Origin of the sequence: Vibrio sp. B183 (assembly GCF_000740665.1) — a bacterium.
Classification (GTDB): Bacteria; Pseudomonadota; Gammaproteobacteria; order Enterobacterales; family Vibrionaceae; genus Vibrio; species Vibrio coralliilyticus.
Genome location: NZ_JPQB01000015.1, coordinates 44,768 through 57,542, shown reverse-complemented (window position 1 = coordinate 57,542; position 12,775 = coordinate 44,768). Strand labels below are relative to the sequence as shown.

General features: G+C 46.5%; 12 protein-coding genes. 3 read left to right on the top strand and 9 right to left on the bottom strand.

Going from position 1 to position 12,775, the window contains the following annotated elements:
- Positions 1-50 precede the first annotated feature (50 nt).
- Together IX95_RS16660 and IX95_RS16655 are read right to left on the bottom strand one after the other, a co-directional pair.
- Complete coding sequence (locus IX95_RS16660) at positions 51-371, bottom strand: DUF1244 domain-containing protein (protein WP_038162104.1); 321 nt, start codon at positions 369-371, stop codon at positions 51-53.
- Between the two features lie 103 nt (positions 372-474).
- The gene (locus tag IX95_RS16655) at positions 475-1,353 is read right to left on the bottom strand and encodes a Tim44 domain-containing protein (protein WP_019277950.1); all 879 of its coding nucleotides are present in this window, start codon (positions 1,351-1,353) and stop codon (positions 475-477) included.
- Between the two features lie 192 nt (positions 1,354-1,545).
- Between IX95_RS16655 and IX95_RS16650 the strand changes: the two genes are divergently transcribed.
- The 3 genes from IX95_RS16650 (at position 1,546) to IX95_RS16640 (ending at position 5,069) form a co-directional block, all read left to right on the top strand.
- Complete coding sequence (locus IX95_RS16650; RefSeq protein ID WP_006959230.1) at positions 1,546-2,136, top strand: TetR/AcrR family transcriptional regulator; 591 nt, start codon at positions 1,546-1,548, stop codon at positions 2,134-2,136.
- A 27-nt stretch (positions 2,137-2,163) separates the two neighbouring features.
- Entirely contained in the window at positions 2,164-4,035 is a 1,872-nt protein-coding gene (locus IX95_RS16645; protein ID WP_006959231.1) for an MFS transporter, read from the top strand.
- Positions 4,036-4,145: 110 nt separating this feature from the next.
- Positions 4,146-5,069, top strand: a complete 924-nt coding sequence (locus IX95_RS16640; protein ID WP_038162098.1) for a YeiH family protein — start codon at positions 4,146-4,148, stop codon at positions 5,067-5,069.
- On the opposite strand, the gene IX95_RS26680 is transcribed toward IX95_RS16640, so the two are convergent.
- The 7 genes from IX95_RS26680 to IX95_RS16610 all read right to left on the bottom strand — a co-directional run bounded on the left by IX95_RS26680 (position 5,066) and on the right by IX95_RS16610 (position 12,709).
- Positions 5,066-5,239 (bottom strand): hypothetical protein, encoded by a 174-nt coding sequence (locus IX95_RS26680; protein ID WP_006959233.1) that lies wholly within the window; start codon positions 5,237-5,239, stop codon positions 5,066-5,068. The genes IX95_RS16640 and IX95_RS26680 overlap by 4 nt on opposite strands.
- Positions 5,240-5,519: 280 nt before the next feature.
- Positions 5,520-6,893 carry an o-succinylbenzoate--CoA ligase gene (menE, locus tag IX95_RS16635; protein WP_038162096.1) on the bottom strand — a complete coding sequence of 458 codons (1,374 nt, stop codon included), beginning with the start codon at positions 6,891-6,893 and terminating at the stop codon, positions 5,520-5,522.
- The gene (gene menC / locus IX95_RS16630) at positions 6,893-7,879 is read right to left on the bottom strand and encodes an o-succinylbenzoate synthase (protein WP_038162093.1); all 987 of its coding nucleotides are present in this window, start codon (positions 7,877-7,879) and stop codon (positions 6,893-6,895) included. Before menC ends, menE begins: the two co-directional genes overlap by 1 nt.
- Before the next feature lie 132 nt (positions 7,880-8,011).
- Complete coding sequence (gene menB / locus IX95_RS16625; protein ID WP_019277945.1) at positions 8,012-8,878, bottom strand: 1,4-dihydroxy-2-naphthoyl-CoA synthase; 867 nt, start codon at positions 8,876-8,878, stop codon at positions 8,012-8,014.
- 29 nt (positions 8,879-8,907) lie between these two features.
- Positions 8,908-9,693, bottom strand: coding sequence for a 2-succinyl-6-hydroxy-2,4-cyclohexadiene-1-carboxylate synthase (menH, locus tag IX95_RS16620; protein WP_038162091.1), 786 nt, complete (start codon positions 9,691-9,693; stop codon positions 8,908-8,910).
- Positions 9,683-11,401, bottom strand: coding sequence for a 2-succinyl-5-enolpyruvyl-6-hydroxy-3-cyclohexene-1-carboxylic-acid synthase (gene menD, locus IX95_RS16615; protein WP_038162088.1), 1,719 nt, complete (start codon positions 11,399-11,401; stop codon positions 9,683-9,685). Before menD ends, menH begins: the two co-directional genes overlap by 11 nt.
- Complete coding sequence (locus tag IX95_RS16610) at positions 11,402-12,709, bottom strand: isochorismate synthase (protein ID WP_038162085.1); 1,308 nt, start codon at positions 12,707-12,709, stop codon at positions 11,402-11,404.
- Positions 12,710-12,775 lie beyond the last annotated feature (66 nt).

The following is a 12,775-nucleotide window of genomic DNA, read 5'->3' as shown; positions in this document are numbered from 1 at the left end:
CACTCATCTGAGTGGCGTTTTCATATTAAGCCATAAGCTGCAAGCTCTGATTAGCTCTTTTTCTGGCGTGCTTCGAAAGCGGCGAGTTGTTCAGGTGTCGCTTTCGGCTGATGGTTCTGCTTCCACTCATCGTAAGTCATGCCATAAACACGCTCACGAGCGTCATCAATGTCCAGCTCTAAGCCCTGAGTTTCCGCTTCAGCTTTATACCATTTACTGAAACAGTTACGGCAGAACCCCGCAAGGATCATCAGATCAATGTTCTGCACGTCTTTATTCTCATCAAGGTGAGAGAGCAAACGGCGAAATACCGCAGCATCGAGTTTGTCCTGCTCTTCTTGAGAAAGGTTTTTATATTTAAATTCAGCCACTTTACTTACCTATTGTTGTTCTGTATCGAATTATCTTATCAAGTCTTGGCCCAATACAAAAACGCCCAAGCACTTGGCTTGGGCGTTTATTACAAAATTGTGCTTAACCTTGAATACCGACAATCAACCATGGAGCGTTAGGTACCGTTAGGTCACGCTCAAGGTGCCAGATATCTTCAATGTTCTCTTCAACATTCTCTACAGCATCACGGTAGCGGCCGCTAAACTGTAAGCTAAGCTGAGCTTTACTTGCGTCATAGTCTGCACGAACGATTTCTGCATCAACGTACATAACATCAGTGTGTTGCTCACCTTCCAGTTTCGCACGCTCAGCTTTCAGGTCTTCAAACAGACTTGGAGAAACATATTCTTCAATCGTATCAAGCTGGTTGTGGTTCCATGCGCCTTGAAGAGTTCGGTAATGCTCACGAGAGCCATTAATAAAGGCCACTTTATCAAAACCCGGTGGGTAGTTGTGTGGAATATCAGATTGCGCACCAAAGCCAAAGCCACCTTGGCTACCAGACTGAGGCTGTTGCTCGAAGTTATGAACATTCGGTTGCTCAAACTTAGGTGCAGAACCACCAAATGCAGGCTGCTGTCTTTGCTGATTCATACTGCCCTGCTTCGAGCCAAGCAAACCGCGCATCAATTTGAAGATGATAAACGCCACTAAGCCCATGATCAGGATATCCATGAACTGGATTCCTTCAAACGCGCCCCCGAAGAATGCAGCTAAAAGACCACCTGCTAAAAGACCGCCAAGCAATCCGCCCATTAGGCCTTTTTTACTCGACCCTTGCGTTTTTGCGCCCTGGTCTTTACCAATCGTGTTTGTGTTTTGCTGTTGCTGCTTTGGTGCAGGAGCTGTTTTAAAGCTCTTACCAAATGACTTACCGCCACCAAACTTCTTCGCTTCTGCGATAGGAGTAATAGCAACAGAGACCATTAGCAAAGCAACGAGGGAAAAAAGTCGTTTCATATTTTTCCTTAGGGTTTCCTGTATAAGGTAAGAATTATACTTATGGGGCAATAGTAGCCTTTGTATCTAGAGAATGAAATATGCCAAAGTCGAATACATGTATCAAAGTATTGCAAATTAGCGCTTCGCCAGTTGCGCTTAGCCAAGACCCTTATTAGAATATTGAACGTTGTTCATTTTTGAAAATTTATCATGGCCCGTAGAAACGATCATACGCGTGAAGAGCTCATCGCTCTCACTCTCGACACTGTTAAAGACTTCCTCAGCGAAAACTCCTACCACGAGTTAAGCCTACGTAAAGTCGCTAATATGATCGGTTATGTGCCGAGCACGCTAGTCAATGTGTTTGGCAATTACAACTTACTGCTACTCCATGCTGTTGCCCAGACTCTCGATGAACTGGCTGAAGAAGCTAAGGTCGTCGTCTCACAGAGCCAAGATCCTAAAACCGCGCTCTACGAGTTAGCCTACTGCTATCATGATTTTGCTCAGCGCCACCCTCATCGCTGGCAGCTGATTTTTGAGCACAACATGAATGGCGAAACCCTCCCTGAGTGGCAAGCTGAACGTATTGATAACATGACTGGCATGCTTGAACAGCTTCTACAGGTTCTTGCACCTCATCGCTCATCGAAAGAAGTGTTGCAAGCAAGCCGCGTTCTGTGGTCAGGTGTTCATGGAATTACGCTACTTAGTGTCGATGATAAATTCTTCGCAGCTGAGCCAGTTGACGGCAAAGAGCTCATCAACAACTTGCTATCTCACTATATCGCGAACTGGTAATCGCATCCTAAAGGAACAGGGATAATCATGCCAAACAGCCAAACCTCTCTTTTAGGGCAGAGACGATTTCTGCCCTATTTCGTGACTCAATTTTTTGGTGCTTTCAACGACAACATCTTCAAAAACGTTTTACTGTTGTTTGTTGCTTTTGCTGGAGTTGGAGCGCTACCTATCTCTAGCGACTTGTTTATTAACCTAGCTGCGGGACTATTCATTCTTCCCTTCTTCCTTTTTTCCGCGTCCGCTGGTGTTTTAGCCGATAAATACGAAAAGTCTTGGTTCATTCGCAAAGTAAAGCTCGCTGAAATCGGTATCATGTGCCTTGGCGCTATCGGCTTTATTACTGAAAGCTACATCATTCTTCTTATTCTACTGTTTTTGATGGGGACACAATCTGCGTTTTTTGGCCCGGTCAAATACGCATTGCTTCCACAACAGTTAAAACCCCAAGAGCTGGTGCCTGGCAACGCTCTGGTTGAAACGGGTACGTTTCTCGCAATTCTTCTTGGTACGCTAGGTGCTGGAATTATTGCTTCAGCCGAAAGCGCCAAATACGTAGCAGCCGGATGCGTCGTATTGTTTGCAGTGTTTGGTTATCTCGCCAGTCGTTCAATTCCTGAAGCACCCGCCAGCGCGCCAGACTTAAAGTTCCGCTGGCAGCCGATCAAACAAACCCGCAATACCATCGCCATCGCTAAATCAGACAAAACGATCTTCCAAGCCTTGATGGCAATTAGCTGGTTCTGGTTCTTAGGTGCAGCTTACCTGACCCAGTTCCCCAATTTCACAAAAATCTACCTTAATGGCAGTGAAAGTGCAGTCTCGTTTCTATTGGCACTTTTTTCTGTCGGCATCGCCTTCGGCTCTTTGGCCTGTGACAAACTATCCAACCATCGCATTGAAATCGGTATCGTCCCGCTGGGCAGCTTAGGTATCACCATCTTTGGGTTCTTAATGGCAACGTCTGTACCAACCAGCCTGCCAGAATTTGAAACCTTTACAGACTTTGTCTCTTATCAGCCACTGTGGCCTGTATTTATCTCGCTGCTGATGCTGGGAGCATCCGGTGGCGTGTTTATTGTTCCGCTCTATGCATTGATGCAGCAGCGTGCCAAAGTCACAGAGCGCGCTCAGGTGATTGCAGCACTTAACATCTATAACTCACTGTTTATGGTGGGCAGTGCCGTACTCGGTATCATCTGTCTAGCGATTATAGAAATGAGTATTCCACAGCTATTCCTATTACTCGCGCTCATGAACCTAGTGGTTGCTATTACCTTGTTCTTACGAGTTCCCATTTTCGCCGTGCGTTTTATCGTTTGGGTTCTCACCCATACTATGTATCGCGTTAAACACAAAAACTTACACCACCTACCTGAAAAAGGCGGAGCGTTGCTCGTCTGCAATCACGTTAGCTATATGGATGCTTTGCTGCTAAGCGCGGTTTGCCCAAGGCTGATTCGTTTTGTGATGGAAGAAGATTACGCCAACCTTCCACCTTTGCGTCGTTTTCTTAAGCGCGCGGGAGTAATCCCTATCTCTGCTTCCAACCGACGCTCCATTCGCAATGCGTTTGGTGAGATAGAACAAGCGTTAGAAGAAGGCCATTTGGTATGTATTTTTCCTGAAGGACGCCTCACTAGCGATGGTGAAATGAATGACTTTATGCGTGGCATGGACATCATTCTAAAACGGAGTCCTGTCCCAGTGATCCCGATTGCGATTAAAGGTTTGTGGGGTAGCTTCTTCAGTCGCTATAAAGGAAAGGCTTGTAGCGGCCTACCAACTAGATTCTGGTCCAAGTTAGAGATAGAAGCAGGCCAACCTGTTGATTCCGCGGCGGCAACCACTGAGTTAATGCAGCATCAGGTCTCTCAGCTCAGAGGTGATTGGAAATAACTTTGCGAACATACGTTCACTAAATATGAACGTATGTTCAATTCATTCAAATCTACTTATCGGCTGGTTTTAGTTACACTCACCAGCTGTTTTGATTGCTATTTTGTGTAATGACAACGATTAAAAAGCAACTGCCATTTTGGTTGGCAATGATCATCTGCCTAACACCATGGGTTACTTCACCAACCGCATTGGTGATTGGTTTCTTGCTGGCTTCATTGGGCATGGTGCCACACGATTTTAATCTGGCAAAAGTGACCAAAAAGCTATTGGCTTATTCAATCGTCGGCTTGGGCTTTGGTATTCAATTCAAAAATGCCCTTGCGGTTACCTCCGATGGCATAGGCCTTATCGTTACCACCATTATCGGCACATTATTCATAGGCTGGTGGGTAGCAAAAGCCATTGGCCTAAATAAAGAGACGGGGTACCTGATTTCTTCCGGAACAGCCATCTGTGGTGGCAGTGCTATCGCCGCGGTTTCCCCTGCTATCAAAGCAAACGATGAGCAAATCGGCCTTTCTTTAGCCACCGTATTTGTCCTCAATTCTATAGCTCTGTTTGTCTTCCCTGTGATTGGCCATGCGCTGAATCTCGATCAACATACTTTCGGTACATGGGCTGCGATTGCCATTCATGACACTTCATCCGTCGTTGGTGCGGCATCCGCCTACGGTGATGAAGCACTCACCACCGCGACAACCTTAAAACTAGCAAGAGCTCTTTGGATTATTCCGGTTGCGTTGTTCAGTGCCTTTTTATTCCGCAGTGATTCGAAGAAAATCACTATCCCCTACTTCATCTTGTTTTATTGCGTCGCCATTGCAGTCAGCGATCTGTTGCCACAGTTTGAGGTGATCTATCAGGGAATCTTTGATGTTGCTAAGCGGGCTTTAGTGGTGTGTCTGTTTTTGATTGGTTGCGGAATTTCGGTGGAAAAACTCAAGTCTGCTGGGCCTAAGCCATTGCTGTTTGGTGTCACGCTGTGGATTGCCATATCGACCAGCTCATTGGCATGGTTGACACTTAGCTAAAGTTCTTCAGGCTCTATTTTGAGCTTTCTGCGCTTTTGTCGTTGGTATATTAAGACCAAAGCGGCGATAAATAGAAACGCAGATAACTCAGCCAGTGATCGCACTAAGCCTTCACTTTGGACTGCGACTAGAATCTGAATCAATATTGCCAACACAATGACGGCTTTCATGAACGCCTCTTATATCCATATACTCATATTCCCGAAAGCATTATGAGATAGAGTTATAAGTTTGATAAATTCAGATTTGGACTATGAAAGATCAATTTCAACTAAGTTGACTTTCGCATTTACAGATTGAGTTAACGTACGAGCCATTGCTTAATTCAGTAATTTGAGCATTAGTGCTCAGCCAAAGAAAAAACACTCGTCAGTTAACAGAGAAGAATGTGGTGATTTCACCATCCCCCTGAAGTGCAAGATCGACTAGTCACCGATGCTGCACTTCACTTTATTTATCGATTTGATTTAAAAGCCAATCTTTGACTGCTTTTCGCGACACTTTGATCCCCGTCTGGCAAAGAAACTCCGGCAACTCATAGTAGGCTACAGGCCACTTAAACCGAGTTAAGGACTGACCGAGACGCTGCTCGATACACTCTATATCTAAACGTTGATGACTTTGAATGACTGCGACAGGTCGTTGTCCAAATTCTATGTCTTCAGTCGGTACTATGATGGATTGAATGACTTCTGGGAGCTGGTTGAGTACGGCTTCTATCTCTTCGCAGTGAATGTTTTCGCCACCTGAGATGAACAGATTGTCTGCTCTGCCAATAATTCTCAGCTCACCGTTTGTCCATTCACCGAGATCTTTACTATCAAACCACGTGTCTTGCACGATAGGTTCAAGAACACCCTGCTGATAATAACCAGATGCTAGCGTTTCACCACCGATATAAATCCTCTGCCCCTCAAGTTTGACTCTGCGCTTGGGCAATACCTTCCCTGCCGTATAGTCGCTATCCACCCGCTTAGCCGTCACAGTAGAAGCGGCTTCTGTCATCCCATAACCTAGCCACGTTTCAACCCCCTGTTGCTCAGCTTTGTGGCTCAGAGAAACGGGGATGTGACTGCCCCCGAGTAAGACATGAGTCAGTTCCAGTGGCGTATTACTGTCCAATAACCGCTGAAGTTGTGTTGCAACCAACGACGCATGCGTCACGTGACGAATATCTTCTTGAAGTAGCCCGCTTCCCACTTTTAACGTCGCGCCAGCATGCAACCAGCGATAGATAATCGCCAGCCCAGAGACATGATACATAGGCAAACTTAACAACCAGCTATCGCTTTGCTTGAAGGTGAATTTTTCCAGTAATCCTGATGCAGAAGCAAGGTGTTGGGCAGAGGTGTGCGCGACCGCTTTCGGTGTTCCTGTTGAACCTGACGTAAATACAATCGAAGCTAAATTGTCTTCTTGATAACCCGCGGGATAGTCCGTCAAATCTGCACGCTCTATCGTCATCGTCGACAAGGAAGAAAGCATCAAATTAGGTGGTGCCACCCAGACTTTCCGCTCAGATCCTGTCATATAGAGTGATGTTAACTTGGTTTCTAGCTCCACTTGGGTCTGTGGCATGGTCAAGGCACATACAGCACCAATCTCCATACACGCAAGATAGGCTAACAATAGATCCAAGCTGTTTTTACCAACACACGTCAACACCTCGCCGCGCGCTAGCCCCTGTGCAGATAGGCTTGCGGAAACTTCATCCACAAGTTGCGCTAGCTCAGCCCAATTGTATTGCCTCTCTTGATGGTGCAGGGCTAACAAAGATGGGCTCAACTGAGCCCATTGTTTCAAAGGAGAGAGTTGGTTGTGCATTAAGACTGCCAGATTAGTGACTGGTCTGACAGAGAAGTCACCGGAAGCTCACAGCCAGGCCAAGTAACTTCTAGCTGCTGGGCAAACAAACCTATGGTATCAAGGCCCGGAATCTCTTCAGGTAGCTGCCATTGTGCGAAGCGAGCCAATTGTGTTAGACCCAAACTGGATTCAATACTTGAACTGATCACAGGCTTAATACCTAGCTCTTTAGCACGATTGATAAGCTCGATGCAGCGCTCTAGAGAACCAATTAATGTTGGCTTGATAATAATGGCTTTGGCGCCGTTGAAGTCTTCTAGCTTAAAGTCATCTTTACGGATAGCATGTTGAAGAGTTTCGTCCCAAGCAATTGCTATCCCAGTATCGATAGCAAAAGAAAAACTATCACCCGGAGCCTGACACGGCTCTTCGACGAATGCGATTCGTTGGCGCAAAGAAGGGGCAATTTTTTTGGCAAATTGCTGCGCTTTTTCTGCAGTCCAAGCACGATTTGCATCCAATCTTAGTGTCAGATCCGGAATAGACTCCAAAAACAGACTGACTAGCAGCCCATCCCGGACAGGTTCATACAACCCCACTTTGATTTTCGCCACTTTTTGGCCTTGCATGCTATCAAGCTTAGGTAACAGTTCATCTGGGTCTCCAGAACACAGTGGCGCAGCTTGGTAACAGCCTGTATCAGGAAGACCATTAGCTAACTCCAGTTGAGCCATAGATAAACCAAAAGCCACCGATGGGTATAAATCTGTATAGTCGAGTGCTTGGCCACTCTGCCACAGGGCCAGTTGTTCGATGAGCTGAGAGTATACGTCGTCCATACTCTCGATACTAAATCCCGGCAAAGGCGCGATTTCACCTCGACCTACTTCCCCGTCACTTTCTAGTACAACCACAAAGCCTTCTCGTTCCGTGAGCCTTTGTTCTCTCAGTATCACTCCGCTATCCATAGGCAGCTCGTAGCGATACAGTTTGGCTGTTCTCATACCAATATCCCTTCTAATCGTTTTGTAATCGTTGATATACGCTGTTGTTTATTTAATTCTTCCGATTTAAACGAGAACTAAAGGCGCTTAGCAAAACACCTTTACTTTTTACGCTATAAACCGAACTGCGTATCAAGGATTACGAGGGAATTTATTAAAGTCTGGTCGACGCTTTTCATTAAACGCATTGCGACCTTCCTGACCTTCTTCAGTCATGTAAAACATCATGGTTGCGTTACCAGCCAACTCTTGGAGACCAGCCTGACCATCACAATCAGCATTCAGTGCAGCTTTCAGGCAACGCAGTGCCATCGGGCTGTGTTGCAATGTTTCACGACACCAGCGAACGGTCTCCTTTTCCAATTCTTCAAGTGGCACAACTGTATTAACCAGCCCCATATCCAGAGCTTCTTGAGCATCATAGAAACGGCATAGAAACCAAATCTCACGCGCTTTCTTCTGGCCAACAATTCGAGCCATGTATGAGGCACCCCAGCCGCCATCAAACGAACCAACTTTTGGCCCCGTCTGACCAAACTGAGCGTTTTCTGCGGCAATGGTCAAGTCACACATCATATGCAGTACGTGACCACCACCCACAGCCCAACCTGCAACAGCCGCGATAACTGGTTTAGGGCAAGTACGAATCTGGCGCTGGAAATCAAGCACGTTCAGGTGATGAGTACCTGAGTCGTCTTGATAGCCCCCGTAATCGCCACGGATCTTTTGATCACCACCCGAGCAGAAAGCCTTTTCGCCAAGCCCTGTCAAAATGATCACGCCAACGCCTTCGTCATAGCGAGCATCCGCTAGCGCATTGATCATTTCTTTTACGGTTTGAGGGCGGAACGCATTGCGTACCTGAGGGCGGGCGATGGTAATTTTTGCGATACCATCTTCGGATTTATGGTACTGAATATCTTCATATTCACCTGTGCAATCGTTCCAGTGTACTGGTGCGTATAGTTCTTCTTCTGAAATACCGACTGTTTTTGCCATGGTGATTCCTGTTTGTTGACGTTGCGCTGTTAGAGAAATGCGCGAATTTGAGATTTAACAATGGCGGTAAATGCTTCGGGCTGTTCGATATGAACATTATGCCCAGCTTGCTCTACCTGGCTATAAGACAAACCGCTCTGTTCAGCCAAGCGGCTGAACTTACTGTCTTTTTCACCACAAATGTAATGTACTGGAATGCTCAAGTCTGTTAGTGACTCAAGCAAATAATCTTGTTTTGCTAATGAGGTTGCCATCAACATTTTGCCAATTGATGGGCCTAGGTTAGCACTGCGCTTGTGTATGAGTGTTTGTCTTTGCTCATGGTTTAGTGAACTAAATACCGGCTGCTGATACCAATCGCCTAACACTTGTTCAATTGGCTCATGATGAAATCGCTCAGCCCAGCGAGAGTCATTGTTTAAGCGAGCTGTTTTTTCTGCCCCACTACACAATCCAAAATTACCACCTTCAGAAATAAGCATTTGGATATTGTGTGCAGAAAAATACTGTTGAGTGAGCCCTACCATCGCAATTCGAGCTCCCATTGAATAACCCACTAACACTATAGGTGGTCGGTGAGGAAATTGAGTAAGTAGAACGTCAGATATTTGATCGCAGCACGTTTTAAAATCGCGACAATGCATCAATTTGCTCATCCCATGACCAGGAAGGTCAATACATAAAGTAGGGTATTCTGGAAGTAATTGCGCACAGCGGTCCCAATCATCACTGCTGCCAAGTAGACCATGCAGGTAAACAATCAACGGCTGCGAGCTATCATTGCTCACATTGTTGTAAAGGCGGTTATAGAGCATGAAGGCGCTGAGTGATTTCTTTCAGTTGTGAGGAGGCCTGCTCAGGAGGTGTCTGCACTTCGACAAGCAATGCCCCCTCACCCTGTTGTAGATGCTGACCAACTAACTCAGTGTATGCAGCAAGCGTAGTTGGTTTTTCGTATCGAATACCAAATTGTAGCGCGGCATGCTCGAAGGTATAACCATGAGGCATCTGATACAGAGATTGTTTCTGCGCTTGAGGGACAGGGAGCAAATCAAAGATAGCCCCTCCGTCATTATTGGTGACCACAATAACGACCGGCGTTTTTTCATGGGTCAACAGAGACAAAGAGTTCAGATCGTACAATGCCGACGTATCACCAATGAACAATATACTTGGCTTGTAAGTGGCTCGTACAACACCCGTTAGAGTCGCAATCAGACCGTCGATCCCCGATGCGCCTCGGTTGCTAAACGTTTCAAGGTTTGGCAGCGAACCGAACATATCCACCAGACGAACAAACAGACTGTTTCCCAAAAAGACCTGAGCTTGCTGTGGTAACTCTTTGATAGATGTAGCCAGCGCAATCTCATTGGCTGACTGCTGACTTTGTTCATATTGAGAAGATATCGCTGCCACGCGCTGAGAATAATGCTCTAACTCCGCTGCCCAACCAGAATGAGAGCTCTTATCTTCTGCAAGCTCTTTCATCCAACTCTCAATCCAACCCCCGATGCCCACTACGTGGTGAGTTTGTGGTAAGTGACTTTGGTTGTTGCGCTCTATGCGGGGAGAAACAAAATGATAATCCGCTTGCCTGGATTCAACTTGCTGAGATATCCACTGATTGAGCCGTTTTGATACAATCCGCGAGCCAAACTGCACAATAACGTGAGCCTGATTCAGCACTTCTTTTGCAGACGGGCTCTGCAACCAAAGATCATAATGTGCGAAAGGAGATGAAGTCCCCGATTGCGGATCGCACAAGCATGGCCAGCCCAATTTTTCCGCCAGCAGTTTCGCCTGCTGTGCTTCCTCTAGGGTGACACTACCAACGACAATAACTCCTGGCTTATCTGCTAAGTCGGCGTAGTGAAGAGCGGGTAATGATTGAGTTCGAGCCTTACAACTATAAGGCTTGTCAGAGTGAGACCAAGATTTTACTTCATCAAGATATGCCTGAAATATTCCTTTCGATTCAGAACCATACAAAGGCTCAGGAAACGGGCAATTGATGTGAACAGCTCCGCCTTTCTCTGCTTGTTCAAACATGTGTTGGTCAATGGAAGTCAGCAGCCACTTAAGCGATATGGAGTCCGAAGGGCTTGGTAACTCAAGGCTAGAGGTGACATGAGTTGAGAAAATTCCAGATTGATGGATCGCCTGATTGGCCCCACAGTCAATCAATTCTATGGGTCTGTCTGCGGTCAGCACCACCAGCTTTTCACTCGTCAGTCTAGCTTCGGCAATCGCAGGCAACAGGTTTGCTACCGCTGTACCCGATGTCACAATCAGTGCGACGGGCTTGTTGCTCGCCTTTGCCAATCCGAGAGCGAGAAAACCTAAACCACGTTCATCAAAATGCGTATGAAGATTCAGGTTTGTATTTTCTTGCGCTTCTAGCGTTAATGGAGTCGAACGTGAGCCAGGAGCAATACACACTTCAGTCACCCCGAGACGAGATAACTCTTCAAGCAAGGTCTGACACCAAATGCGATTGATGACGGCTTGGTTTTGACTACCCATTTACGACGCTACTCCCAGTGGAGGAATATCGGTGATCAGCGATAGCAAGGTCGACATTTTCTTATCCAACTCCTGCCATTCATTATCCGCCACAGAGCCCGGAACAATACCCGCGCCTGCGAATAGTTGAACCTCTTCCCCGAGAATAAGAGCGCTGCGTATCGCCACACAAAACTCCGCACGCTGATGACTGATAAAACCCATCGAGCCCGCATACCAACCACGTGCAAAGGGCTCGTTGTCTTGAATAAAGGCCATCGACTCCTTACGTGGTAATCCAGCAACTGCTGCAGTCGGCTGCAATGCTCCCAACAGTTGAACACCATTAATGCCTGGCTTAAGGTGTGCGTGGATACTGCGTTTAAGATGCTGAACTTTTCTCAGCCTAACCAAACGGGCTTCTTCCTCAACCTCGACATGCTCCGAGTGAGGCGTTAGTCGATCGATAATGTCATCGACGACATATTGGTTCTCATTAAGATTCTTGCTGTCTTGCGATAACCAATTTGCCAATTCCATATCGTGGCTGGCGTTGTCGCCTCGGCCTATCGTGCCCGCCAAAGCTTCAGTGTAGAGCTCCTGACCTTGTCTGGCATACAAACGTTCCGGTGTAGAGCCTATAAAGCTGTGCTTTTTATCCAGAGAGAGCATAAAGTGGAAGCTATGGTGGTTTTGCAGATAACTTGATTTGAGTAGCTGCGCAGCACTTACCGTGCTGTCCATCTGTACGGAAGTTCTACGGGCCAGCACAACTTTCTTAAAGTCGTCATTCTCTATACCAGTCAGAACTTTCTCAACAAGTTCAGACCATTGCGGCTTTTCCGGTATGTGGCTGATGCTTTTGATCTGCGCAGAAACAGGCAGTAGAGCGCCAGCTTCAACTTTAAGTTTACTGAGCCCTGCCAGCGTGCGGTGTTTGTCGGCTGTCAGGTTGACGGCTAATGACCAGCGGTTATCAAAACGAATTAGCTCAATTTGCGGCAGGAAGAAAAAGGAAGACATACAGCGACGATTCTTTTCTGTCTGGCCGTCAAAAGAACGCCCACCCCAGATGCGTTGGTCATCCGCCAGAATCGTATAGGCCGGAGCAGGATCAACAAAGGTGTGTAACTGCCCCAATGCCACCACTTCTTCACGGGTATCACGAGACTGCCAATAAAACTTTGGAAAGATTGGCTGGGCTTCCAACCAATCTATGAATGCAAAATCTGGTTTTTCCTCAAGAACTTGAACCAGACGGTTTACGCCGTCTTCTGCATCCTTTACGCGTTCGATCAGTTCAATAACGGCTTGATGAAAATGTGACAAATCAGCCTCGTATGCCTAGGGATTTTTATTCATTTTAGATCGCTACTCTATTAATAGACCTTACCC

Excerpts from the sequence above, each read along its gene's own strand:
- menH (WP_038162091.1), bottom strand. The coding sequence starts at position 9,693 with ATGCTCTATAACCGCCTTTACAACAATGTGAGCAATGATAGCTCGCAG.
- IX95_RS26680 (WP_006959233.1), bottom strand. The coding sequence starts at position 5,239 with ATGAAAGCCGTCATTGTGTTGGCAATATTGATTCAGATTCTAGTCGCA.
- menE (WP_038162096.1), bottom strand. The coding sequence starts at position 6,893 with ATGCACAACCAACTCTCTCCTTTGAAACAATGGGCTCAGTTGAGCCCA.
- IX95_RS16655 (WP_019277950.1), bottom strand. The coding sequence starts at position 1,353 with ATGAAACGACTTTTTTCCCTCGTTGCTTTGCTAATGGTCTCTGTTGCT.
- IX95_RS16640 (WP_038162098.1), top strand. The coding sequence starts at position 4,146 with ATGACAACGATTAAAAAGCAACTGCCATTTTGGTTGGCAATGATCATC.
- menC (WP_038162093.1), bottom strand. The coding sequence starts at position 7,879 with ATGAGAACAGCCAAACTGTATCGCTACGAGCTGCCTATGGATAGCGGA.
- IX95_RS16645 (WP_006959231.1), top strand. The coding sequence starts at position 2,164 with ATGCCAAACAGCCAAACCTCTCTTTTAGGGCAGAGACGATTTCTGCCC.
- menB (WP_019277945.1), bottom strand. The coding sequence starts at position 8,878 with ATGGCAAAAACAGTCGGTATTTCAGAAGAAGAACTATACGCACCAGTA.
- IX95_RS16650 (WP_006959230.1), top strand. The coding sequence starts at position 1,546 with ATGGCCCGTAGAAACGATCATACGCGTGAAGAGCTCATCGCTCTCACT.
- menD (WP_038162088.1), bottom strand. The coding sequence starts at position 11,401 with ATGGGTAGTCAAAACCAAGCCGTCATCAATCGCATTTGGTGTCAGACC.